Origin of the sequence: Thiosocius teredinicola (genome assembly GCF_002009425.1) — a bacterium.
Taxonomy (GTDB): domain Bacteria; phylum Pseudomonadota; class Gammaproteobacteria; order Chromatiales; family Chromatiaceae; genus Thiosocius; species Thiosocius teredinicola.
Genome location: NZ_CP019936.1, coordinates 1,858,137 through 1,881,893 on the forward strand (window position 1 = coordinate 1,858,137; position 23,757 = coordinate 1,881,893).

A 23,757-nucleotide genomic window follows, 5' to 3' on the forward strand; every position below is an offset into this window, starting at 1 on the left:
GCCAGCAAGTAAGCACGACAAACGTTATGGGGTAAGCATGTCAACTGCGGTACAAGTACAAGCCAGCCAACCGATTGGGCTTCTCGATGAGCCGCAACTGTCACGTCTGGCACAGGCGATTGCCGACCTGAGCAGCGAGCAATTGCTGTGGGCCAGCGGTTACCTGGCGGCATTGAGCAATCCCGCGAACGTCGCCCAACCGATAGCGCAGTCTCGCCTGACGATTCTGTATGCATCGCAGACCGGCAACGCCCGAGGCGTTGCTGAACGCCTGGCGGACGGCGCAGCCGAACGCGGTCTGCAGGCGCGGCTGGTATCGGTCGAAGACTACCGCCCGCGCGAGCTGCTCAAGGAGCAGTTGCTGTATGTCGTGATCAGTACGCAGGGCGAGGGCGAGCCACCGGAGAGCGCGTTCGAACTGTTCCGTTATCTCAACGTGGGCAAGGCGCCGGACCTGAGCGGTCTGCAATACGCGATCTTCGGCCTCGGCGATTCGAGCTACGAGTTTTTCTGCCAGGCTGCAAAGGACCTCGACGAGCGCTTCGCTGCGCTGGGGGCGACGGCGGTCGCAGAGCGCGTCGATGCCGATGTCGACTACGACAACGCGGCGCAGAGCTGGCGAACGCAGGTGTTGCAGGAGGCCGAACGCCAGGTGCCCACTGCCGATGCGAGGGTCGTGCCGTTGCAGGCCGTGCGCACAACGCCGCGCCATGATCGCGGTCACCCCTATGTTGCCGAGGTGGTCGAGAACCGCCGCATCACCACGCACGATGCGCTGTCGTCGGTACACCATATCGCCCTCGATATCGATGCATCGGCGGTGAGTTACCAGCCCGGCGATGCGCTCGGGGTGTACTTCAACAATGCGCCGGCGCTGGTTGAGCGGGTTATTGCGGCAGGTGGTCTGACCGCCAGCCATGCGGTACAGGTCGATGACGCCACGATGCCGATCGAAGATGCGTTGTACCGGCATCTCGAACTCACGCAACTGCATCCTTCGGTCATCAAGGCATGGGCGGCTCTGGCCGGTGGGGAATCTTTGCAGCGGTTGTGTGCCGATGGGCAAGGCCTACGCGACTATGCTGCAAGCCACCAGGTCATCGACTTGTTGACCGAACACCCTGCGGGGATCGATGCACAGCAGCTCGTCGATGCCTTGCAGGCGCTGCAGCCACGACTCTATTCCATCGCATCGAGTCAGGATCTGTACCCGGACGAGGTGCATCTGACGGTGGCGAAACTCAGCTACGAGATCGGTGGCGAACCGCGACTGGGCGGTGCCTCGGGCTACCTGACCGAACGTCTGTCGACGGGCGAAGCCTTGCCTGTCTATGTTGCGCAGAACACGGCGTTTCGCCTGCCGGACGATCCCGATGTGCCGGTCATCATGATCGGCGCCGGAACCGGCATCGCGCCATTTCGCGCGTTTCTTCAGCAACGCGAGGCGAACGGAGTGAACGGCCGACAATGGCTGGTGTTCGGTAACCGGCATTTTCATCGCGACTTCCTGTACCAAACCGACTGGTTGGCCCATCGCAAGGCTGGACGTCTGGATCGCATCAGCCTGGCGTTTTCACGCGACAGCGACGATCGACCCTATGTGCAACGGCGGCTGCTGGATGAGGGCAAAGAGGTCTATCGCTGGTTGGACGATGGTGCGCGCATCTACGTGTGTGGCGGTTTGGCCATGGAAAAGGCCGTGCAGGCAAGTCTTGCCGAGATCGCGCAGACCCACGGTGGATTGGGCGACGATGCAGCGCATGCCTTTGTCGATGAGCTGCGGGTTCAGGGCCGATACCTGAAGGACGTGTACTGATGGATATCGAAGTGAACCCCAACGAGATCATCAAGACCAACAGTCGCGGTCTGCGCGGCACGCTCAAAGAGAGTCTGGCCGATGAAGTGAGCGGTGCGCTGGCACCGGCGGACGCACAGATCAGCAAGTTTCACGGTTTCTACGAGCAGGACGACCGCGACGTGCGACGCGAGCGTCAGGTTCAGTTCCTCGAGCCTTACTACAGTTTCATGTTGCGCGCGCGTTTGCCCGGCGGTGTCTGCTCGGCGCAGCAGTGGCTGGCGATCGACGAAGTCGGTCGCGAGCTGGGCAACGGCAGTATCCGTCTGACCACGCGACAGACCTTCCAGTACCACGGGATTCTCAAAAAGAATCTCAAGCCGCTGATAAAACGTATCAACCAGGCGATGATCGATTCGATCGGTGGCTGCGGCGACATTAATCGCAACGTGCTGTGCAACCCGAACCCGGAGCAGTCGGCGTTGCACCAGACGGTGTACGGTTGGGCGCGCCGGATCAGCGAGCATCTCTTGCCGAGAACGCGGGCCTATCACGAGATCTGGCTGGACGGCGAAATCCAGTCGGGCGGTGAAGACGAATCGATCTACGGGAACACCTATCTGCCACGCAAGTTCAAGACGGCTGTTGCGGTACCGCCGCACAACGATGTCGATGTGTACACCAATGATCTCGGTTTTATCGCCATCGCCGAGGGCGACGAGCTGGTCGGCTTCAATGTTGTCGCCGGCGGTGGAATGGGTGTTACGCACGACGATCCCAGCACCTATCCGCGTCTGGCAGACGAACTCGGTTTTGTCAGTCCCGAAGACGTGATTGCCGTTGCCGAGGCGGTCGTAACAACCCAGCGTGATTTCGGTAACCGGGTGAGTCGACGTCATGCGCGCTTGAAATACACCATCGATCGCATGGGGCTTGATGACTTCGTGGCGCAGGTGGAAATGCGCAGCGGTGTTCGCTTCAGGCCGTCACGCCCTGTGACCTTTACCAGCCAGGGCGATCGTTTCGGTTGGGCTGCCGACGCCGACGGAAGCTGGTACCTCACGCTGTTTATCGAGAATGGCCGGGTGGTCGATGCAGAGCAATCGCAGTTGATGAGCGGTCTGCGCAAGATTGCCCAGGTACACACGGGCGAGTTTCGTATCACGCCCAGCCAGAACCTGATCATTGCCGGCGTAGATGCTGCCGACAAGGTGGCTATCAGTACCCTGGCGCGCGAGCATGGTCTGCTCACGGATGGACCCAGCCCAACGCGATTGGAGAGCATCGCCTGCGTGGCCTTGCCGACTTGTCCGCAGGCAATGGCGGAAGGCGAGCGTTACTTCCCCGCGTTTATCGATGCGATCGACGAGATGGCACGGCGCAAAGGGATTGAACGGCAGCCGATCGTGATCCGCATGACCGGTTGCCCGAACGGTTGTGCGCGGCCCTATGTCGCCGAGATCGGCCTGGTCGGCAAAGGCCCGGGGCGCTACAACCTGCTGATCGGCGGTGATGGCGTCGGCATGCGCATAGCCCGCTTGTACCGTAAGAATTTGAATGAAGCTGAATTGCTGAACACGATCGGCGAGCTGTTCGAGCGGTACGCAGCCGAAGGCTCGCCCGAAGAGCGGTTTGGTGACTTCACGGTCAGAGCCGGGATTGTGCAGCCGTTGCACAATCCGGCGGAGGGCTTTCATGAACCTGCTTGAAATCCCCCATCGTGAACTGCTCGGCGACGCGCGCCGCCTGGATGAATTGAACGGCCACCTGGAGAAGCTCAATGCCCAACAGCGTATTGAATGGGCGATGCAGCGGCTACCCGGCAATCATGTATTGACGTCGAGTTTCGGTATCCAGGCGGCGTTGATGCTGCACATGGTCACCCGGGTCGCGCCGAACATCCCGGTGGTTCTGGTCGATACCGGTTATCTGTTTCCTGAGACCTATCGTTTCGTCGATGAGCTTACCGAGCGACTACAGCTCAACCTGCACATCTACCGCGCGCCGGTCTCGCCTGCGTGGCAGGAAACCCGCTACGGCAGATTGTGGGAACAGGGCACGGCCGGTCTCGAACACTACAACCGAATCAACAAGGTCGAACCTCTAAAGCAGGCGCTGCACGACCTCGACGTTCAGACATGGTTCGCCGGACTGCGACGCGTGCAGGCCGACAGTCGCGAACAGTTGCCGGTGCTGCGTGCACAGGAAGCGCGCTTCAAGGTGCACCCGGTGATCGATTGGAATAACCGCGATCTCTATCGCTATCTGCGCAAGCACGGCCTGCCGTATCACCCGCTGTGGGAAGCCGGTTATGAATCGGTCGGCGATTGGCACACCAGTCAGCCCCTGCAGCCCGGCATGCGCCCGGAAGACACCCGCTTTTTCGGCCTGAAAAGGGAATGCGGTATTCACGATTGAGTTTGATTGACGTGGTTCAAGGCGATGCCCGGCGACCATCGAGTGAAATAAACAGGAAGCGAAAAATATGAGCAATAACGTTGTATGGCACAAACATGTCGTGGACCAGGAGGTTCGCGCCGAGCAGAAATCCCAGCGCCCGCTGGTGATCTGGTTTACCGGGCTGAGTGCGTCCGGTAAATCCACCATAGCCGGTGCGCTGGAACAGATCCTGACGCACCAGGGTTATCACACCTACCTGCTCGACGGTGACAATGTGCGTCACGGCCTGTGCAGCGATCTGCACTTCAGCGACGCCGACCGCAAGGAGAACATCCGACGGGTCGGCGAGGTCGCCAAGCTGATGGCCGATGCCGGTCTGATCACCCTGGCTGCATTCATTTCACCGTTCCGCGCCGACCGCCGCCTGGTGCGCGAGATCCTGCCCGAGCACCAGTTCGTCGAGGTGTTCGTCGATGCGCCGCTGGACACCTGCCGCGATCGCGACCCCAAGGGGCTGTACGCGAAGGCGGATGCCGGTGAGATCAAACAGTTCACCGGCATCGACAGCCCGTATGAAGAGCCGGAAAACGCCGAGGTACACATCCGGGCCGGTGACGTGACGGTCGCCGAGGCGGTCAACCAGTTGCTCGCCTATCTGCACGAGGTCGATGTGCTGCGTGCCGGCTACGAGCCGATTCAACAGGAGGCGTGAGGCCGGAGGCCCACGACCGATCATGCTGCTGTTCAGTAAGAAGATCGACGCCGAGGTAGAGAGCACCGCGGCAACCACCGCGGACCGACCGATCCGCAGTCTGGCCAAGGCCATATCGTGGCGGGTGACCGGTTCGCTCGACACGATCTTTTTGTCCTGGTTATTCACCAGCGACATCCGGGTGGCAGCGGCGATCGGGTTGACCGAGGTGATCACCAAGATGGCGTTGTACTACGGCCACGAGCGTATCTGGAACCGCATTTCGCTCGGGCGGACTGTCGAAAGCGCCACGCCTGTACCGATCAAGGTCGAGAGCAAGGACGCTCTGACCCCCATTCGGCCGGTCCGAGACACCGCGGCCTAGCATCCGCCCCACCGGCTTGAATGCGGCATGGGGCGGGGTGGCAAATTGTGAATCGCAACGGCTTGTACACACCAAAAAGGATGTGTATGATTGCCGCCTCTTTAGGCGCGTAGCTCAGTTGGTTAGAGCACCACCTTGACATGGTGGGGGTCGGTGGTTCGAGTCCACTCGCGCCTACCAGCATTCTGCTTGGTTGGCAGGCACATAAGACGGACCCCGCAAGGGTCCGTTTTTTGTTTGGGGAAAACCTGCTCGGATGTTTTCAGCTCAAGATCCTTCGCTAAAGCTCGTTACATTGGTCTTTGTTCCACTTTCAGCCAACTTCTGAAGTCTGGCGGTGGTTGCAGTCACGGTCTGTAGTTCGGCCGAAGCTGTCGCGCAACAAACGACCCGGCAGCAGCTGAGGTGAGTTGTTAAGCTGCTATTGGCCCAGATAGCGGGAAATCATCAAAACGGAAAATATGTCAGTGATCGTACCCCTGGAAGTGAACCGCGTTTGATGTGGGCGTCCGCGCGTGTCAGGCCACTTCTTGGGCGAACGCGGCGGGTGGTGTCTTCCCCGGTGATCGATGCGGCCCGATGTGGTTGTAATGGTTGCACCAGATGCCGATGGTTTCGCGAGCAATTCAACCGACCGATGGAACGAGAGCTTGTCTACGCTTACCTGATCGAAGGGTTGAATTACGCTCCGCGGGACGGCGTGGCCCTGGTGGCTGCATTGCAACCACGAGCTTAAGCACGAAAATCTGGGCGGCCTACCGCCCGGCGTATTCCGACGAAAACGGAAATACTCTAACTTGCCATTGCCTCAATAGTTGGGGTGTGGACACCGTCTTGCGTCTCAGTGCCTGCGTCTTATGCGCTGTAGCTGCCCATTAATGGACAAGCGAAGCGGATCCAAACAAGCCGGCAAGCATCAACGTTCACAGCTGCCTTCGAAGCTCAGGAGCACTCCCGAAGCTACCCGTCGAGCTCAATCTCCAATCTGATGCGTTTTCCTACCTAACCGTATCCGACGTTCATATAGCTTCAAGAAATAGCGTCGTTGTTGCGATGCAACTAAACCATCGTCTAATACCGCGCTTCGATCGCTCGGCATAAGGTTCAGTTCGGCGTTCGAAGAAAACCGCGTGCTATCCAGAACTTTGTGGGTTGCTTCGGAAAGGGCGTCAGCGAGACTACTAACCCAAAATGCAAAGGAGACATCGATGGCCGTACTCAATCGCATGGACTGGTATGACTTAGCGCGCTCCACGAACTGGACACCCAGATACGTCAGTGAGGATGAATTGTTCCCACCAAGACTTTCCGGAGACTTCAGATTGCCGCTTTCTGCTTGGGAGGGTTATGACGAACCTTACAAGCAGACCTATCCGGAGTATGTGAAGGTGCAGCGGGAAAAGGATGCGGGCGCTTATTCGGTCAAGGCTGCTTTGGAGCGTAGCCGAATTTACGAGAACGCCGACGAAGGTTGGAAGTCGGTGATGAAAGCCCACTACGGGGCCATTGCTCGAGGCGAGTACGCTGCAGCGAGCGCCGAGGCAAGGATGATGCGTTTCTCCAAAGCACCTGGGATGCGCAACATGGCAACGCTCGGCTGCATGGATGAGATTCGCCATGGGCAGATGCAGCTCTACTTTCCCCATGAGCATGTGACAAAGGACCGTCAGATGGACTGGGCCTTTAAGGCCTACGATACCAATGAATGGGCGATGATCGCGGCGCGCCACTTCTTCGACGACATCATGATGACGCGCGATGCAATCAGCGTTTCCATCATGCTTACGTTCAGCTTCGAGACCGGGTTTACCAATATGCAGTTCCTCGGCCTCGCTGCCGACGCTGCAGAGGCAGGTGACCACACTTTTGCCAACCTGATTTCGAGTATTCAGACGGATGAATCACGCCACGCACAAATTGGCGGACCAGCACTCAAGCTGCTCATCGAAAATGGCCATAAAGAAGAGGCTCAGCAGCGCGTGGATATCGCGTTGTGGGGGCGTGGAAGCTGTTTTCGGTGCTGACTGGGCCGATCATGGACTACTACACGCCGCTTGAACACCGAAAGCAGTCTTTTAAAGAGTTCATGGAAGAGTGGATCGTTGCTCAGTTCGAGCGTGCCCTCACGGATATGGGTCTGGATCTGCCTTGGTACTGGGACATCTTCCTCAATGATCTGAGCGAGACCCATCACGGAATGCATCTCGGTTCTTATTACTGGCGCCCGACTGTTTGGTGGAACCCCGCCGCCGGTATCACACCGGAAGAACGAAGCTGGCTTGAGGAAAAGTATCCGGGGTGGAATGACACTTGGGGCGAGTGCTGGGACGTGATCATCGATAACGTGGTCGATGGAAACATGGATAAGGCATATCCAGAAACGTTGCCCTATGTTTGCAACATGTGCCAACTACCGATCCTCGGCACGCCGGGGAAGAAGTGGAATGTCGTTGACTATCCCCTCGAGTACAAAGGCCGACTTTATCATTTTGGTTCGGAAGTAGATCGCTGGATATTCCAGCAAGAGCCTGAACGCTACGCCGGCCACCTCTCGCTCGTGGATCGATTCCTTGCCGGGATGATCCAGCCAATGAACCTGGAAGGTGCTCTGGCTTACATGAACATCGCACCCGGTGAGTGTGGTGACGATGCTCACAACTACGCGTGGGCCGAGGTTTATCGAGCTATGCGAGATCAACGCGAGGCAGCCGCGTACCGATCCACGTCGCCCAGCAAGCCGTTTCAAGGTGCTTCACGCGAGGAGATTTCATAAATGTCCCTATTCCCGTTGACCTCAAATTTCGAGGGAGATTTCGTTTTACAGCTGGTTCCAGTTGATACCGAAAACACCATGGACGAAGTCGCTGCAGCAGCGGCCGTCCACTCGGTTGGTCGCCGAGTACGTGCTCGCCCCGGTCATATTCTGCGTGTCCGGCGACAAGGTAGTAAGGAGTTTCTACCTCGTAATATGACGGTAGTCGAGGCGGGCTTTTTGCCTACAGAGACCGTCGAGATCATCTGGCAGGCGTCAGCCGGCTGATGCGTGGTCGTACAAGGGGCGGGGAATGAGTTTCACGAAAGTATGCACGCTTGATGATGTATGGGAAGGCGAGATGGAGCCTTTCACAGTCAACGGCCATGAAATTGTGTTGGTCTGTGCCGAAGGTGGAGAAATAAGTGCATTCCAAGGCGTCTGTCCTCACCAAGACATTGCGTTAAGTGAAGGCACGTTCGACGGTAAGAAGCTCATCTGCCGTGCTCATCTGTGGCAATTCGACGCCGGAACCGGGAAAGGCATTAATCCAGACGACTGTGCCCTGGCGGTATATCCGATCCGCATCGATGGTGAAGACATTCTTGTGGAAACGGAGGGTGTCGAACCTCTCTTTGCACACAGCTAGCAGGTTCCATATCTGATCCATTCAGTCGGGCTTGCTCGACGATAGTGGGTCAGCCAACGGTTTATCCTCGCGAGTCGCTGGCTGTGAGGAATATAGAAAAGAGGCAAACATGAATACGTCAGTTTCGGGCAAGGCTTATCACAACAACCTTGTAGGGCCAGTCATGAGAGCAGGAGATCTGGCTCAAGCCGTCGTAGAAGCTGCGCGGTTGGACAACCCGGGCAAAGAAATCTTCGTAGACGACAAGCGGGCGTACATCCGAATCCATACGGAACAAGAAATGATTCTGCGCCAAGCGACTATTGAGGAGGAACTTGGACGCCCATTTCAGATGAATGACCTCGAAGTCGATCTGAGCTCTTTTGCCGGTCAGATTGAGAGCGGCGATGATTCGATCCGCTTCTACTTCGTCAAGACACTCTGATCTGCCTGGATGCCAACGTCTAGCTATGGGTGTGCCACCAATAACACACTCGAACTCGGGCACTGCGCCGGCGCCTCCAGCGGGAGAGAGCTCGTGCAATCTCGCCTAAAACGAAGAATCAAGGAGACATACATGTCAGACGCCCAAATCCTTAAGCCTCAGAAAACGTGGAGTCACTTGGCTGCGCGGCGCCGTAAGCCGAGTGAGTACGAGATCGTCAGTACCAATTTGCACTACAACGATCGCGATCCTGACTCGCCGTACGAACTCGATCCAAACATGTTCATGAACACATGGTACAAGAAGAACACCTTTGATACGGCGCTCAAGCACGCTGATTGGAATGCATTTCGTGATCCTGACGAGGTTGTGTACCGCACCTACAACCTAATGCAGGACGGACAAGAGACGTACGTTTTCGGTCTGTTTGATCAGTTTAACGAGCGTGAACACGATAAAGCTCTCGATCCCTGCTGGGCAGGTTCGCTCGTTCGACTCTATTCCCCAGCGCGTTTTCTGTTTCACGCGCTGCAAATGGCCTCTGCCTACGTAGGTCAGGTGTCGCCCGCCAGTACGCTTACGAATTGCAATTACTTTCAGATGGCCGACAGCCTGCGTTGGCTGAGCCATACGGCGTACCGAACCAAAGAGTTGGCATTGGCCTTTCCCGATAAAGGATTCGGCGTCGAAGAACGCAGATACTGGGAAGACGATCTTGCATGGCAGGGGTTCCGTGAGCTCATGGAAATGGCTCTCACAGTGTGGGATTGGGGCGAGGCGATTGTGGTTCTGAGCCTTGTCGTCAAGCCTGCGGTTGAAGAGGCGGTACTAAGGCAGCTGGGGGCATCAGCGCGGCATAACGGCGACACTTTGCTCGGTTTGCTCACCGACGCCCAACTCATTGACGCCGACCGCCATCGTCGGTGGACCGCAGCTTTCGTTTCCATGGCGCTTGAAACCGCGGGAAATCAAGAGCCCATAAAATCTTGGCTAGCGCGTTGGGAGCCCCTCGCAGATGCTGCCATCGACGCTTATTGTGGTGCTTTGCCGAACGCGCCCGGGGCGGCAGAAGCAGCGCGTGCCGCAACTCATGATTTGCGCCGCAGTCTTGGGTTGTGAGCGAGAGTCTGCGGTCTGCGGGAATTTTCGTGTGACCAATCCCGTGATTGAGAACGACAAGGACGGTAGCCGATTCGAACAGATCCCCGGTGACACCATTCTTAGAGCCGCGTTGCGTTCTGGGGTCGGAATGTCTTACGAGTGCAATTCCGGAGGGTGTGGTGGGTGCAAGTTCGAACTACTCAGCGGGGAGGTTGAGTCGCTGTGGCCAGATGCTCCGGGGCTCGGGGAGCGGGACAAGAAGCGGGGTCGACGGCTGGCCTGCCAGTGCAGGGCAATCGGGGATGTGTCGATAAAGGCGGCGACGGCGCCAGAGTATATCCCTCCGATTCTGCCGAGGCGAAACAAGGCGGTACTCACCGAGACCGCCGCTATCACCCACGACATTAGGTCGTTTCGTTTCCAATCTGATAGTCCGGCGGAGTTTCTCGCCGGACAGTTCGCGATGTTAGATCTGCCAGGAGTTCATGCTGCACGAGCCTACTCCATGGCAAACCTCCCGAACAGCGCTGGCATCTGGGAGTTTCACATTCGACGCGTCCCACATGGGAAAGCGACGAGTCTACTCTTCGATTCACTCCCCCTCGGCCTGGAGATCGGTATTGATGGGCCCTACGGCATGGGGTACTTGCGACCCGAATCGCCTCGCGATCTTGTTTGCGTAGCTGGAGGTTCGGGGTTGGCGCCGATGATCTCAATTGCCCGTGGAGCATCGGCGGCAGGGCTCTTCGAGAGTCAACGCTTGTTCTTCTTCTACGGAGCACGTGAGCCGCGAGATGTATGTGGTGACACGATGTTGACAGCGTTACCCGGATTTTCTGATCGGATCGTTTATTGCCCTGTGGTGTCCTCACCAGACGCTGCTCATTGGACAGGGGCTACGGGATACGTGCACGAAGAAGTCGCAAAGAATTTACCCAACGAGCTATCGAGCTACGAGTTCTATTTCGCTGGTCCCGCTGCGATGACTCAGGCGTTGCAGGAGCTATTGATGGTTGAACACAAAGTGCCGTTCGACCAAATCCACTTCGATCGATTCTTTTAGTCCCCTTGTTGGGCAATGGAGCCAAAATGACAATAAAGCAGCACCAATCGCCTCACACTATTGGCCGCAACTTCCGGCTCATTGCCGGCATCCTGGCGCTGGCAGCTTGCGCTAAACCGGCCAACGCTACCGATGTTTTTCGTTTTGAAGGATTTGGTGCGATCTCCAGAGGTATGGGGGGAGTCGCGACCGCTTACGATACTGGTCTGTCCGGAATGATGACGAACCCAGCGACGCTTTCGCTGATGGAGACTGGTAGCGAGATTCAGTTGGGATTCGACTTCGTCAGCACGGATATCGAGGTCAAAAACAAAGCGACCGGAGAACACGTATCGTCGGATTCTCATGGCAATAACCGTCACCCCTATTTTGCGCCACAGATCGCGTACGGACGACAGATCGGTTCATTGACGCTCGGCGCAGGTGTATTCGCACAAGGCGGACTTGGAACCGAGTACGGGCGCGACAGTTTCCTGTCGCGAGCAAGCGGGAATCTAGATACGGAACTAGGCAATTCGAGCCGACTGCTCGTCCTCAATATACCGTTGGCCGCCAGTTACAAGGTTTCCGAGTCGCTAACGCTGGGGGCGGGAGTCGATGCAACCTGGCAAGGTCTGAACCTTGACCTGCTTCTAGGTGCAGATCAGGTGGGAAGTCTAATGGGTGCAGGCCGGGTGTCGGGCTCGCTTGTGCCGGTGCTTGGGGGGTTGCCTGATCTGCGTGGTGCCCATTTCAGTCTGACCCGCAATTCCCCTATCAAGAGCGGGGTGAGCGCATGGGGCCATACGGCTCGGGTCGGAATGACTTATGCTTTCTCTGAAGACACTCGTGTGGGCGTCGCATACACGGCCAAGAGTCGAGTCGCAGATATGGAGGGTAGGGCAACCCTTACGGCAATCGACGGTGTTGCGGGCCAGATTGCCTTGCCCGGAGACATCACTATCCGCGACTTCCAGATGCCTGCGGTCTTAAACCTGGGCTTGAGCCAACGTGTGTCGGATAAGCTTGATGTGGCAGTCGATGTTTCTCGGGTTTATTGGTCAGATGTCATGAAGGACATCAAGGTTGGATTTGTGTCGGATAGTGGTGGCGATATCAACATTCTGCTACCCCAAGACTATCGCGACCAGACCGTACTTGCCGTAGGAGCTGCTTATCGGGCCAGCGACAAGTGGACGCTGCGCGGCGGGTTTCGTATCGCGCAGCAGGCGTTGCGCGGTTCAACGCTTTTTGCAGTCGTTCCGGCAGTTCCGAAAAAGCACGTGTCACTTGGGGCGGGCTACGCGTTCTCAGAGCGTGCAAGTCTTGATTTTGCTTGGTCGCACGCTTTTGAAGAGCAAATGGACAACGAAGGAACGCCGAATACCTCCGCACCTATCCGCGTGAATCATTCTCAGGACAATGTAACGCTTGTATATTCCTACCGATTCTAAGACGACACTGTGATTGCTTGTGATTGGAATCATAGGGATCTGTGCATGATTCTGGTTCGCGACCATGTATGGACGCGGTGCTCAGCGGAGCTGGATGGGATGGTCAAAAAATGAAACCTGACGAGGGCGCTTGCCAGCGGAAACGGGGGACCTCGGTTCGAGGCGTTGTGATCCACGCCGATGATGAGCAAGAAGTACGCCGGCAGAAGATGGCGCGGATCATCCTCGACTCCATGTATCAGTTTCTTGGTTTGCTGGATGTGGATGGCACAGTGTTGGAGATCAACCAAGCTGCGCTTGATGGCGCAGGGCTGGGTCTTTGCGACGTCGTCGGCAAGCCGTTTTGGGAAGCTCGGTGGTGGGCGGTGTCCGACGATGTTCGAGAGCGGGTCCGTGCAATGATCGGAGAAGCTCGATGCGGACAATTTGTACGCTGCGACTTCGAGGTCTTTGGGGATCACCGGGGAAGTAGGACCATCGCAATTGATTTTTCTCTAACCCCGATTCTGGACGATGACGGCAAGGTCGCCTTTCTGCTTCCTGAAGGTCGAAACATTTCCGAAAAGATCGCGCAAAGCGCCGAATTGTCACGTAAGAATGGGGAGTTGCAGGCGGCACTAGAGCGACTCAAAGAGCTCGATGGCTACAAGACCCGTTTCTTCGCAAACGTGAGTCACGAACTGCGTACGCCGCTGACGCTGATCCTCGGTCCAGTAGATCAAATGCTCAAGGAAGGCGGAGACCTGAGCGACAGGGAACGGTTTCGGCTTGCAGCGATACAACGCAACGCACGCTCTTTGTTGCAGCAAGTGAACAATTTGCTGGATTTGGCGCGGATCGATTCAGATCGAATGCCAATGGCCTATGTACATGCGAATGTGTCCGCAATGTTGAGAGAGGTAGCCGCAGGCTTCGAAGCTGCGGCACAGGATCGTGGGGTTACGCTTACCGTACTCGGGGACCGGGAGTTATACGCAGATTTAGACCGTGCAAAGTTTGTTCGGGTTCTAAGCAACCTCGTATCAAATGCGTTTAAGTTTTCCCCGGTGGGTGGGCAGATCGTGTGTACAGCAGAGAGTGTTGCTCGAGGGCGAATACTAATAACTGTCCAAGACAATGGTCCGGGCATCCCTGCTGCAATGAAAAAGCATATCTTCGATCGATTCGCACAAGGCGGCGACGGAACTGTTAGTACTGGTAGCGGGCTCGGGCTGAGCATCGTCACAGAGTTTGTGGAGTTGCATAGGGGGGCTGTGGCGGTACTCGATGCCCCCGGAGGAGGTGCGATGTTCCAAGTTGAGATTCCCGCGCGAGCGCCCAAGGGTACGTTCGTACGCAAGAGTATTGGCAAGGAGGTCCCAGCCTCGATGGATCCCTCCGCTCCACTTGAGCGAGAGCTGCCACTACCCAAACGAGTTGCGATGGAAGGAAGCAGGCCGGCGGTGTTGGTCGCAGAAGATAACGCCGACCTCCGCCTGTTTCTTTACGACGTACTGTCCGACGAGTACAACGTAACGCTACTCGAGGATGGAAAATCGGCATTTCAGAGTGCTGTTTCTGATCCGCCAGATCTCATAATCACTGACTTGATGATGCCGTCATGGGATGGCGAGCGCTTTATCAAGGCTTTGCGGGCGCAGGCGAGCTTCCCGAATGTGCCGATTCTGGTTTTGTCTGCCCGGTCCGATGATGAGCTGCGAGAAAATCTTCTAGAAAATTTCGTTCAGGATTTCCTCGTCAAGCCATTCTCGGCACAGGAGCTGCGAGCTCGCGCGCGGAACCTGGTAGCAATTAAGCGAACCGTGAATGTCCTGCAGAGAGAGCTCAATTCGCAAGCCTCAGACATCCTGGACCTCGCAGCGAACTTGGTCGATAGCCGTAACTCTCTGCAACGCAGTTTGACGGCATTGCGGGTGCTCGATCGTCGCTGGCTAGGGCTCTACGAGAACACCGCTGTCGGCATTGCGCTGGCCGACAGAGACGGGCGGGTGCTGTCGGCGAATCCAGCACTGCAGCGTATGCTTGGTTACGAAGAGGACTCGATGATCGGCGTCTCACTGATCGAGGTCACCGAGCCCGCAGAACGAGCGAAGACGCAGAGTAATGTGGATGGTTTGTTTAAAGGAGATTTTCCCAGTTACAAGAGCGAAAAGCGCTACGAAAGAACTGACGGGAGTTTCTTGTGGGCGAACGTCTGCGTGTCGCGTATCCCTGCTGTGGAAGAAGATGGCCCGATGCTGGCTGTGCTTGTCGAAGACACTACGCTGCGTATGCAGGCGGAGCGCTCGCTTGCAACTACCCGTAGTGAGCTTGCGCGAGTGGGACGCTATACAGCCATGGGGGAGCTCGTTGCTTCTATCGCACATGAGATCAACCAGCCTTTGTCTGCCGTAATCACCAATAGTGAGGCAGCGCTACGCTGGATTTCGCCTGAATCGTTCAACCGCGATGAAGTGGTGGCCGCTCTGCAGCGAGTCAACCGCGATGCCTCGATGGCCAGTTCTGTGATCTCGCGGATTCGCTCTTTTCTTAGAGCGAATGAGATTCACCGAGAGCCTGTCGATGTCTCGCTCATGCTGGACGAGCTGCTTCAGATGTTGAGGATGACGCTTGCCGATGCAAGCGTCCGAGTGACTGTGGTGCCAGCACAATCGACCCTATTTGTCATGGCCGATCAAGTGCAACTCCAGCAAGTGCTCCTGAATCTAATTGTAAACGCGATAGACGCGATGTGTGAGCAAAGTGAAGGCGATCGCAGTGTTAGCATTGCTGCGGTGCCGCTCTCTTCCGGTGGTGTGAGATTCACCGTACAAGACAGCGGGCCCGGCGTTGAACAAGGTTCCGAGGGGAAGCTATTCGAAGCCTTTTTTTCTACCAAACAGAAGGGTTTGGGCATGGGGCTCGCCATTAGCCGGGGAATTGTTGAGAACCATGGTGGGCGTTTGTGGTTGGAGCAGGGGAACGGATCTGGAGGTTGTTTTTCGTTCACTATCCCAGATCAGTAAGCACTACCTCGATTGCATCACTGGAAAGAACCTGGCGGAGGCGATAGGTCATATTCCTGGCCTGGAATTGCGGTAGCAGCACATCACAGATATTGAAGGGTCTCATGAGGCAAAGTTCCAACTGTTCTATTGGCGAAGCGCACGCGCTCATTTGAGTATTCTCATGTAAACATGGATACGACAAAGTCTCCCAGCACTGACGAAGTTGCTGAATGGGTATATGTGGTGGATGATGATCTCTCTGTTCGAGAGGCGCTCAGCAGTCTCATTCGTTCAGTTGGTTTAAATGTCGAAACGTTTTCCAGTGCGGCTGCCTTTCTTGCCGTGCCCAGGAAATCAAGTCCAGCGTGCCTCATACTAGACGTGCGCATGCCTGATCTCAGCGGTCTCGAATTGCAGGCGCTGCTCACTCGCGCAGGTATCTGTATTCCGATAGTTTTTATCACTGGGCACGGGGATATTCCCATGGCGGTGCGCGCGATCAAACACGGTGCTATCGAGTTTCTCGCTAAGCCGTTCCGGGATGAGGATCTGATTTCAGCAATCAGGTCAGCCTTGGCTCGCGCACATGACGACCAGCATGAAGCGCAGGAGATTGCCAGGGTTCGACAAAGATTCGAGCAACTCACGGGCCGAGAGAAGGAGGTTGTCGCGTATATAGTGCAAGGCTACCTTAACAAGCAGGTTGCCGCAGAGCTTGGTATTTCTGAAACGACAATCAAGGTGCACCGGCATAACATCATGAGCAAGATGAATGTTCGGACTTTACCCGACCTCGTTCGAATGATGGAAAAGTTGGCGCCGTCGGAGTCGAAGCCTCGCAAGTGAAGCACATGATGCGAAGCTGCGAACGCTATGCTGACATTGAGGCAGAGCAGCTATGGATCGACGGCTCGCCTCAACATTTCGTGACCACTGAATAATGCAGCTTCCACCGCACCGCCCGCGCCGAATCGATCAAGCCGGTCGATGAACTCGTTGAAGTGTTTGACGAGTCTATTGTCTTCGTGTGTGCTCACAGCCGCCTCTTTCGCAACTCCTCGGCCGAGTATGGCAAAGTGAGAAAGGGGAGGGGGGAGGAGAATAATAGGCACGCGGTAGCGGTTGGCACGGCCATGCGCGGGGAACGTTTTTTGGGAAAAAGTCACGTAGGTTATTGAGTCACGGTGGCGTACTTTGAGTCGCAGTGAGACAGCAATGTCTTGCTGTTCGCTTTAATACGAGGTTGGTGGGTAACCGGCGTCACCTTGACATGGTGGGTGGCGATGGTTCGAGACCACTCGCGCTTACCAAAACTTTGCTTGGTTGGCAGGCACATAAGACGGACCCCACAAGGGTCCGTTATTTTGTTTGGGAAGATTTAGAAGAATCTTGCGCCGCAGCTCTGCGTTCGCTTAATCAAAAGGGGCAATAGCGGTATTCTTAGATTTGGCAGTCGCCAACCCGATTTGTTCAGTCCAGACAGGGGGAATGATGTCGTTCGGAAAGAGCCGCAAACAGGCTTTCTGTTTCCTGTTGAATGTGAGTTTGTTGCTTCCCGGTACTGTGTATTCTGACTCTCTCTATTCATCGTGTGCCGGTTGTCATGGCACCGATGGGGTCAACCAGTCGACACACATTCCGACCATTCAAGGTCTGAACTTCCAATACTTCTATGCCTCCATGCAGGACTTCAGGAAAGACCGTCGTCCTTCAACCGTCATGGGGCGGATCGCCAAGGGTTATAAAAGCAGTCAGCTGCAGATGATGGCGTTGCACTACGGCAGCAAGCCTTGGGCCGGCGTGCAGGGCGAGTTCGACGAGGAGCTGGCACAACAAGGAAAGCTGCTGCACGAAGAATATTGCGAGAAGTGTCACGAGCAGAACGGCCATTTTCAGGACCGGGATACGCCACCGATCGCCGGGCAGGCGAAGGGCTACCTCTACTACCAGATGATCGATTACAGGGAGTCGTCGAAAGATCTGCCGAGGCCACCCATCATGCAGGAACGATTGGAAAAGCTCTCCGACAAGGAGCTGTTGGCGCTGGCTGAATTTTACGCGAGTAATCCACCTCCGACGGGTGACTCGGAAGGCAAATAAAAAAAGGGCCGGTTTTCACCGGCCCTTGCTCTGACTTGGTCGTAGCTTACTTCGCCCAGGGATTCGGCAGCGGGGTCTTCTCGGAAGACGGCGGCAAAATCGGCAGCGCGAAGTTCGGCTGATCACCCGTCATAGACTTGAGAAATGCCACGATCTGCGCATTCTCTTCGTCGGTGAATTTCTTACCGAGCTGCAAGCGGCCCATGATGTCGACCGCTTCGGTCAGGGTCTCGGCTTCGCCATCGTGGAAATAAGGGTAGGTCATTTCAACGTTACGCAAGGTTGGCACCTTGAACTTGAAGCGGTCTGCATCTTTGCCAGTCACAGCCACCAAGCCTTCAGCTTTGCTGGTGCTCACGTAGGGCTCGACGATACCCATTTTCTGGAACGTGTTGCCACCCGCGGCAGAGCCGTTGTGGCAAGCGGTGCAGCCACTGTCCTTGAACAACTTGTAGCCGGTCTTTTCGTCTGCGGTCAGCGCGTCCTCATCGCCCAGCAGCCACTGGTCGAAGGGAGAGTTCGGGGTGACCAGAGTCTTCTCGAACTCGGCAATGGCGTCGGTGATCATGTCGATGTCGATGTCATCACTACCGAACACCAGCTTGAACTCCTTGACGTAGCCCGGGATGGATTTGAGCAGGTCGACAGCCAGGGTGTGGGTGAATGCCATTTCACCAGGGTTGGCGATCGGTCCGCCGGCCTGCGCTTTGAGGTCGGCCGCACGACCGTCCCAAAACTGCGCGACGTTGAGGCTGGAGTTGAGCACCGTCGGTGCGTTGATGGGACCCTGCTGCCAGTGGTCGCCGATCGAGGTCTTGAGGTTGTCGGTGCCGCCCATGCTCAGGTTGTGGCAAGAGTTGCACGAGATAAAGCCGGACTTCGACAATCGTGGGTCGAAATACAGTTTCTTCCCCAGCTCGGCTTGGGCGAGGTTGATTTCCTGCGCCGGACGAATAGGGGTAATCGGTTCTTCGGCCATGGTAGCGCCGGTGCCAAAGGTCGCGGCACCGACCAGGACGCCCGCTATAGCGCGCTTCAAAGGTTTCATGGTTATCCCTCGAGTGTCAGAAGTGTATCCTCCGGCCTACAAACAACACGGCTTTGGATGTGCGGCTTGTTCGTGCGGCATGCCGCTCGCAATCCGCGAGTGACTTCCCAGGCTTGGAGTGAGGTTATTTTTAGCCTAAGTCTAAATTGGGCTCACTGACATGCGTCAATCAATCTTTGCTTTTCGAACGCTGATGTAGAAAGTCCTTCGCTGGGGATGGCAGCTGGACCGAATACAGGTGCGCCACGATGACATTGCACTCGCGTTTCGCGCTACTCGAGAGCAGCACAAACCGTTGTAGCTCGGCGGGCATTTCTTTCGTATCGGTTGGTTGCTGGGTAGCGACGTCGAAGACGGGGATTACACGTGGACCAATGGCTCGGTAATTGAGCGCGAGATCAACAAGGTCAACCGCTGCGCAGGGATGTTCTCCCGTCGATAGCGATTTGTTCTCGGCGCTTCGCTTGCGAGGCGAACCGTGCTCGCAACGCGATACGGAATGGCGTTTGCCGGCATGTCATCCGTTTGCGTCGCGCGCAGTGGCTTTGGTTCCGTTCGTCGTTGCGAGGGCGGGATCTATGCCCAGGTTTTTAGCCAACTGACCGGCATGAATCTCGAGGAGCGTGATGTCATCACCGATCGGCGTGTCGCTGATGAAATTGTTGAAGATGGACATCACCTCATCAAATGAATTCGCATCGTGTCGCGCTAGTCGCGCTGCGTTGGCGAGTCGGGCACGCCCAAAGGGAATGCCGGTGGCGTCCACTGCCTCGGTGATTCCGTCGGTGTAGACATACACGCGGTCGTCGGCTTCCAGTGTCAAATCGACGAACCGCGTCGAACAGTCTTTGGGAGCGAGGATGCCGAGTGCCAGGTTGTCCGATGGCAGTTCCACCACTTCGCCGGAGCCACCAACGATCAGCAGATTTTCCAGACCGCCGTTCCAGATGCGCGCGCGACACCGCTCACCATCAAGGGCACTGATCTCGATCACTGCTGCCGCCATGAACATGCCGGTCGGCAGCAGGCGGTGGAGATTGCGGTTCAGCTCGTCGAGAAGAGAGGAAAGCGGCAGATTCTTTTGGTTCATCGTGCTGAACGTTTGGGCGACCGGGATCGCGGCAAGCGCCGCCGACAGTCCGTGTCCCGTCGCATCTCCCAGCAAGATTCGAACACACCTGTCACCGACTTTGTCCAGGAGCACCACATCACCGACAAAATTCTGCAGAGATCGTTGATAGTGGCGAACCCCACTTTGGGCACAGACGTGCGGATCGATGATGCTCTCCATGACGTGTGAAGCCACTTGCTGTTCGCGCAATATCATGTTTTGCGCTGTTCGTAGTTCAGCGTGGTCGCTCCGCAGTTTGTCGAGCAGATCCTGATTGCGATGACCGAGGTCGAAGGCCTTGACCAGCTGGGCGTTGTAGCGTTTCGCAGCAACCATCAGCGTTGCGAAGAAGACGAGCGACAACACGGAAATCTCGGGCTGCGTGGGTGACGCAAAGAACGCAGACCAGCACGCAAAGGTACCCAACAGGGTTGCCGCATAAACGGCATACATCAGCCTGATTGCCGACATCGAACCGAAGGCGCCGGCGGACACGCCGGCCAGTACAACGCCCATGAACAAGCCGCTGTTGCTTTCATGGATGTTCGGTTGCGTGAATGGCAGCAATCCCCATGTCAGTCCGGTGAGAACGGCGGCTACAGCATAGGTGGTCAGCCAGGGCCGAAGGTTATCCGGACCCGGTTGGGCACGGTGGTATTGTTGCGCCAGCACCAGGCGAAACACCGTGAGCAACACGTGGCTCGACAGCCAGATGCCGGTATGACCTTGATTCAGACCCAGTGCAGCGGCAGTGACGCCTGCAACCAGGATATTGGCTACCAAGGCACTCTTCAGGTGCGCGAACAGCAGGTCCGTGTGTTCTTTGCACAAGACGCGGCTGCGTTCATCCGAGGAAGAGAATGCTGCCTGCCCGGTCATGACATGGATTGTTGCATCGCGGCCTTTATCCCTGGCTGGTGTCGAAGTGGGGCCGCGTCGGGCCCATCTGCCATCAACAGGCAGCGGCAACCCGGGGATCTTCTTTAGATAGCCCAGTCACGAGAATAGGAACAAAATGCTGGGTGTGCGAGTGTCTCTGATCCGAGTTGCTGCTTGCAGCGCTTTTGACTGCCGATCGGCGTCTTGCTACTTCACGCAGCGGGAGAATGCGCACCGGGTGACTGCGGCCGTTGCTGCACCAAACGTGGGGCCTTGAAGGCACCGCTGCGTGCCAAGGTTTGCAAGACCAATCGACTAGCCGGCGGACTTCTCGCAGAACGCAGTGAAGTCCGGATCGCCGGCTACCAGCACGCTATCTTGATCGTCGGCCCAGCTTCGCGTCTGTCCGAGAACGAGTTCGCCGCTATCGACATCCGTGCGAGAAACGCCCATCGATCCCCAATCCCAGCCGCCGTCGCGGTAGCGTACGTTGACGTCCCCTGTGATCCGCAGGCGTGTTCCTGCAGGCACCGAGACCCGATAAATCGAAGGCCGGTGACCGCTGCGCGAAACGCTATGGCCGCACAGTTCGCTGATTTCGACATCCGTCCGCGCCGACCTGATCATGTCTTCACGCAGTGTTGTGGTGCCGGTGAAGCTGGTCAGGTAACTCCGCAGCGGATCGCCGGGGCGTCCCCGGGGACGATGTCGCAAGGTGATGTCGATTACGTCGAGTTCGGGTTCGGCGCGTTCGATCTCGGCGGCGACTTCGTATCGATCCGGCACGGCCAGATAAAACAGCCAAACGTAAAAAAGCACGCCCGCTGCCAAGAAAGCGGCCAGGAGTATTGCTGTGCCATACAAGAAAGTTTTCACGCTAATTCCAAAGCAACCTTGATAGAGCAGTCCTTGCACGGTCTTGCTTGGAGAACGACGTGGCCATCCAGGCTTGAATGGTTTGCGGACCAATCAAACGCGTCGACTACGCATGGTCGGACTTGCTGAGCCAAAAAATGCATCCGGATCCTAACGCGCCTACGCAAGTCCTCCAATTGATGCCGTGGTCCAAAGCCGAAAAGTTCGACCTGGCTCACGACCATCCAGGCCGAGGGGCGGCGGTGCGGGCGTTGAGAGTAGGGTGCGGACGGTCTTGTGTTCGTTACGAACGGCAGTCGGCGATGCGACGTTGGAGAACGCCCAGTTCCCGTTCGTTATTGGTGAGCTCGGCGGCACGTTCGAACGCCGCCTTGGCTTCTGCCATCCGCTCCAACTTGAACAGCAGGTCGCCGCGCACGCTGTAGAAGTGTGGATAGTCCTTCAGCATCGGCTCCTGCATGAGCACGTCGACAATCTCCAAACCGCTTTGCGGTCCGAAGGCCATACCGACTGCCACTGCACGGTTCAGCTCGACAACCGGTGACGAGGTGATCTGCGCCAGCGCGTCGTACAGTGCGGTGATGCGTTGCCAATCGGTGTTGTCGGCGATGGAAGCCTGCGCATGGCAGGCGGCAATCGCGGCCTGCAGGCAATAGGGGCCAAAGGCGCCGTTGTTTTCCTGCGCCGCGTATTCGGCACGTCGGATAGCCGCGAACCCGCGTTTGATCAGCAACTGGTCCCAGCGCGTGCGGTCCTGGTCGAGCAGCAGAATTGGTTCGCCATCTTTGCCGACGCGGGCCTTGCTGCGGGATGCTTGCAGTTCGAGCAGGGCCGACAGGCCGTGCACCTCGGGCATCTGTGGCATCAATTCGGCCAAGATCCGACTCAGGCGCAAGGCCTCGTCGCATAGCGACTGGCGAATCCAGTGCTCGCCGCTGCTGGCCGCATAGCCTTCGTTGAAGATCAGGTAGATCACTTCGAGCACGGAGGCGAGGCGTTCGTCGAGTTCTTGCTGTGCGGGCAAAGCGAAAGCCACCTTGGCCTCAGACAGTGTCCGCTTGGCGCGCACAATCCGTTGCGCCATCGTGGTTTCCGATTTGAGGTAGGCGCGTGCGATCTCCTTCGTCGACAGGCCGCCGACCACCTTGAGCGTCAGCGCGACACGAGCCTCGGCCGACAATACCGGATGGCAGGCGGTGAAGATCAGGCGCAATACGTCGTCTTCGACCGTTTGGTCGAGAGCATCGATGAGACGGTCATCGCTGTGCGACGACTCGGTGCCAAGGGCCAGCTCCTGGTGTTTTCGATCGAGCATCGGTGCACGCCGCAGGTGATCGAGCGCGCGGTGCTTGGCGGCCGTCGTCAGCCAGGCGCCGGGGTTGTTGGGGATGCCTTCCTTGGCCCAGCGTTCCAGTGCTGCGATCAGCGCATCCTGGGCAAAATCCTCCGCCAGCCCGATGTCATGCGTCAGCCGTGCGACTGCTGCGATCACCTTCGAGGCCTCTATTCGCCAAACGGCTTCGATAGCGCGATGTGATGATTGCTGCGACATACACAATTACTGGTAGTAACCGATGATGACCGCGGCTCGAAACGAGGCCAAAGCCATCTGCCGGTATTCAGCCTGGCTGTTCATTCATCGAGCGCATGCGCTCAAGTCCCTCGCTGGGCTCAAAGTCATCGAGCTCGAATAGCTGGCGGACCTCTATCTGCCCGACGCCATGATCGACCGCGGGGTTGGGGTAGCGTCGACTCCATTCGATCGCCTCCTCGCGCGACGACACCTGGATCATCGTATAGCCGGCGATGAGTTCTTTGGTGGCTGCGAATGGGCCCTGGGTGATGCTGTGTTCGTCTCCGTCATAGTCGATGCGCCAGCCGGTGCTACTCGGTTTCAACCCAGAGCCGTCCAGCAGCACGCCGGCCTTGGCCAGTTGCTCGTGGTAATCGGCCATTTCGGCAATCAATCCGGCACTGGGCATCACGCCGGCTTCCGAATCTACGGTGGCTTTTACGATGATCATAAATCGCATGCTTTACCTCGTTACCAAATTTGTGTGGCT

21 protein-coding genes and 1 tRNA gene are annotated in these 23,757 nt (G+C 57.1%); 17 read left to right on the forward strand and 5 right to left on the reverse strand.

Annotated features, from left to right (window positions below; translation table 11 throughout):
• Window positions 1-37 precede the first annotated feature (37 nt).
• From B1781_RS08980 to B1781_RS09055, 17 genes are all read left to right on the forward strand, one after another.
• Window positions 38-1,816, forward strand: coding sequence for an assimilatory sulfite reductase (NADPH) flavoprotein subunit (locus tag B1781_RS08980; RefSeq protein WP_078119336.1), 1,779 nt, complete (start codon window positions 38-40; stop codon window positions 1,814-1,816).
• A complete protein-coding gene (cysI, locus tag B1781_RS08985; protein ID WP_125931981.1) occupies window positions 1,816-3,504 on the forward strand; it encodes an assimilatory sulfite reductase (NADPH) hemoprotein subunit in 1,689 nt (562 codons plus the stop codon). The genes B1781_RS08980 and cysI overlap by 1 nt, the downstream gene beginning before the upstream one ends.
• Window positions 3,491-4,213, forward strand: a complete 723-nt coding sequence (locus B1781_RS08990; RefSeq protein ID WP_078119338.1) for a phosphoadenylyl-sulfate reductase — start codon at window positions 3,491-3,493, stop codon at window positions 4,211-4,213. The genes cysI and B1781_RS08990 overlap by 14 nt, the downstream gene beginning before the upstream one ends.
• A 67-nt stretch (window positions 4,214-4,280) precedes the next feature.
• Window positions 4,281-4,907: an adenylyl-sulfate kinase gene (cysC, locus tag B1781_RS08995; RefSeq protein ID WP_078119339.1), complete on the forward strand. Its 627-nt coding sequence runs from the start codon at window positions 4,281-4,283 to the stop codon at window positions 4,905-4,907.
• Between the two features lie 22 nt (window positions 4,908-4,929).
• A complete protein-coding gene (locus tag B1781_RS09000; protein WP_078119340.1) occupies window positions 4,930-5,271 on the forward strand; it encodes a DUF2061 domain-containing protein in 342 nt (113 codons plus the stop codon).
• A gap of 103 nt (window positions 5,272-5,374) precedes the next feature.
• Window positions 5,375-5,451 (forward strand) — tRNA-Val (locus B1781_RS09005).
• A gap of 1,028 nt (window positions 5,452-6,479) precedes the next feature.
• On the forward strand, window positions 6,480-7,295 hold the full coding sequence (locus tag B1781_RS23415; protein ID WP_334223931.1) for a ferritin family protein: 816 nt from the start codon (window positions 6,480-6,482) through the stop codon (window positions 7,293-7,295).
• A gap of 11 nt (window positions 7,296-7,306) precedes the next feature.
• Window positions 7,307-8,044, forward strand: a complete 738-nt coding sequence (locus tag B1781_RS23420) for a YHS domain-containing protein (RefSeq protein WP_334223932.1) — start codon at window positions 7,307-7,309, stop codon at window positions 8,042-8,044.
• Window positions 8,045-8,311 carry a toluene-4-monooxygenase system B family protein gene (locus tag B1781_RS23605; RefSeq protein ID WP_078119341.1) on the forward strand — a complete coding sequence of 89 codons (267 nt, stop codon included), beginning with the start codon at window positions 8,045-8,047 and terminating at the stop codon, window positions 8,309-8,311.
• A gap of 25 nt (window positions 8,312-8,336) precedes the next feature.
• On the forward strand, window positions 8,337-8,672 hold the full coding sequence (locus B1781_RS09020) for a Rieske 2Fe-2S domain-containing protein (RefSeq protein ID WP_078119342.1): 336 nt from the start codon (window positions 8,337-8,339) through the stop codon (window positions 8,670-8,672).
• 109 nt (window positions 8,673-8,781) lie between these two features.
• Window positions 8,782-9,096, forward strand: coding sequence for an MmoB/DmpM family protein (locus B1781_RS09025; RefSeq protein WP_078119343.1), 315 nt, complete (start codon window positions 8,782-8,784; stop codon window positions 9,094-9,096).
• 132 nt (window positions 9,097-9,228) lie between these two features.
• A complete protein-coding gene (locus tag B1781_RS09030) occupies window positions 9,229-10,215 on the forward strand; it encodes an aromatic/alkene monooxygenase hydroxylase subunit beta (RefSeq protein ID WP_078119344.1) in 987 nt (328 codons plus the stop codon).
• Complete coding sequence (locus B1781_RS23610; RefSeq protein WP_078119345.1) at window positions 10,187-11,260, forward strand: FAD-binding oxidoreductase; 1,074 nt, start codon at window positions 10,187-10,189, stop codon at window positions 11,258-11,260. The genes B1781_RS09030 and B1781_RS23610 overlap by 29 nt, the downstream gene beginning before the upstream one ends.
• A 26-nt stretch (window positions 11,261-11,286) precedes the next feature.
• Window positions 11,287-12,693, forward strand: a complete 1,407-nt coding sequence (locus B1781_RS09040) for an OmpP1/FadL family transporter (protein WP_078121993.1) — start codon at window positions 11,287-11,289, stop codon at window positions 12,691-12,693.
• 68 nt (window positions 12,694-12,761) lie between these two features.
• Window positions 12,762-15,698, forward strand: coding sequence for an ATP-binding protein (locus tag B1781_RS09045; protein ID WP_334223933.1), 2,937 nt, complete (start codon window positions 12,762-12,764; stop codon window positions 15,696-15,698).
• 171 nt (window positions 15,699-15,869) lie between these two features.
• Entirely contained in the window at window positions 15,870-16,526 is a 657-nt protein-coding gene (locus tag B1781_RS09050) for a response regulator transcription factor (RefSeq protein WP_078119346.1), read from the forward strand.
• Window positions 16,527-17,126: 600 nt separating this feature from the next.
• Window positions 17,127-17,780 carry a c-type cytochrome gene (locus tag B1781_RS09055; protein ID WP_125931982.1) on the forward strand — a complete coding sequence of 218 codons (654 nt, stop codon included), beginning with the start codon at window positions 17,127-17,129 and terminating at the stop codon, window positions 17,778-17,780.
• 46 nt (window positions 17,781-17,826) lie between these two features.
• Here B1781_RS09055 and B1781_RS09060 read toward each other — a convergent pair whose 3' ends face one another.
• From B1781_RS09060 to B1781_RS09080, 5 genes are all read right to left on the reverse strand, one after another.
• The gene (locus B1781_RS09060; protein WP_078119348.1) at window positions 17,827-18,828 is read right to left on the reverse strand and encodes a cytochrome-c peroxidase; all 1,002 of its coding nucleotides are present in this window, start codon (window positions 18,826-18,828) and stop codon (window positions 17,827-17,829) included.
• Between the two features lie 517 nt (window positions 18,829-19,345).
• Window positions 19,346-20,908: a PP2C family protein-serine/threonine phosphatase gene (locus tag B1781_RS09065; RefSeq protein ID WP_125931983.1), complete on the reverse strand. Its 1,563-nt coding sequence runs from the start codon at window positions 20,906-20,908 to the stop codon at window positions 19,346-19,348.
• A gap of 225 nt (window positions 20,909-21,133) precedes the next feature.
• Window positions 21,134-21,733 carry a hypothetical protein gene (locus B1781_RS09070; protein ID WP_125931984.1) on the reverse strand — a complete coding sequence of 200 codons (600 nt, stop codon included), beginning with the start codon at window positions 21,731-21,733 and terminating at the stop codon, window positions 21,134-21,136.
• A gap of 244 nt (window positions 21,734-21,977) precedes the next feature.
• Window positions 21,978-23,186, reverse strand: a complete 1,209-nt coding sequence (locus B1781_RS09075; RefSeq protein WP_334223934.1) for an RNA polymerase sigma factor — start codon at window positions 23,184-23,186, stop codon at window positions 21,978-21,980.
• 127 nt (window positions 23,187-23,313) lie between these two features.
• The gene (locus tag B1781_RS09080; RefSeq protein WP_078119352.1) at window positions 23,314-23,727 is read right to left on the reverse strand and encodes a YciI family protein; all 414 of its coding nucleotides are present in this window, start codon (window positions 23,725-23,727) and stop codon (window positions 23,314-23,316) included.
• Window positions 23,728-23,757: the final 30 nt, after the last annotated feature.

What these genes read in the sequence shown, in the direction of transcription:
- B1781_RS08980 (WP_078119336.1), top strand. Translation starts at nt 38, where the DNA reads ATGTCAACTGCGGTACAAGTACAAGCCAGCCAACCGATTGGGCTTCTC.
- cysI (WP_125931981.1), top strand. Translation starts at nt 1,816, where the DNA reads ATGGATATCGAAGTGAACCCCAACGAGATCATCAAGACCAACAGTCGC.
- B1781_RS08990 (WP_078119338.1), top strand. Translation starts at nt 3,491, where the DNA reads ATGAACCTGCTTGAAATCCCCCATCGTGAACTGCTCGGCGACGCGCGC.
- cysC (WP_078119339.1), top strand. Translation starts at nt 4,281, where the DNA reads ATGAGCAATAACGTTGTATGGCACAAACATGTCGTGGACCAGGAGGTT.
- B1781_RS09000 (WP_078119340.1), top strand. Translation starts at nt 4,930, where the DNA reads ATGCTGCTGTTCAGTAAGAAGATCGACGCCGAGGTAGAGAGCACCGCG.
- B1781_RS23415 (WP_334223931.1), top strand. Translation starts at nt 6,480, where the DNA reads ATGGCCGTACTCAATCGCATGGACTGGTATGACTTAGCGCGCTCCACG.
- B1781_RS23420 (WP_334223932.1), top strand. Translation starts at nt 7,307, where the DNA reads ATGGACTACTACACGCCGCTTGAACACCGAAAGCAGTCTTTTAAAGAG.
- B1781_RS23605 (WP_078119341.1), top strand. Translation starts at nt 8,045, where the DNA reads ATGTCCCTATTCCCGTTGACCTCAAATTTCGAGGGAGATTTCGTTTTA.
- B1781_RS09020 (WP_078119342.1), top strand. Translation starts at nt 8,337, where the DNA reads ATGAGTTTCACGAAAGTATGCACGCTTGATGATGTATGGGAAGGCGAG.
- B1781_RS09025 (WP_078119343.1), top strand. Translation starts at nt 8,782, where the DNA reads ATGAATACGTCAGTTTCGGGCAAGGCTTATCACAACAACCTTGTAGGG.
- B1781_RS09030 (WP_078119344.1), top strand. Translation starts at nt 9,229, where the DNA reads ATGTCAGACGCCCAAATCCTTAAGCCTCAGAAAACGTGGAGTCACTTG.
- B1781_RS23610 (WP_078119345.1), top strand. Translation starts at nt 10,187, where the DNA reads ATGATTTGCGCCGCAGTCTTGGGTTGTGAGCGAGAGTCTGCGGTCTGC.
- B1781_RS09040 (WP_078121993.1), top strand. Translation starts at nt 11,287, where the DNA reads ATGACAATAAAGCAGCACCAATCGCCTCACACTATTGGCCGCAACTTC.
- B1781_RS09045 (WP_334223933.1), top strand. Translation starts at nt 12,762, where the DNA reads ATGGACGCGGTGCTCAGCGGAGCTGGATGGGATGGTCAAAAAATGAAA.
- B1781_RS09050 (WP_078119346.1), top strand. Translation starts at nt 15,870, where the DNA reads ATGGATACGACAAAGTCTCCCAGCACTGACGAAGTTGCTGAATGGGTA.
- B1781_RS09060 (WP_078119348.1), bottom strand. Translation starts at nt 18,828, where the DNA reads ATGAAACCTTTGAAGCGCGCTATAGCGGGCGTCCTGGTCGGTGCCGCG.
- B1781_RS09080 (WP_078119352.1), bottom strand. Translation starts at nt 23,727, where the DNA reads ATGCGATTTATGATCATCGTAAAAGCCACCGTAGATTCGGAAGCCGGC.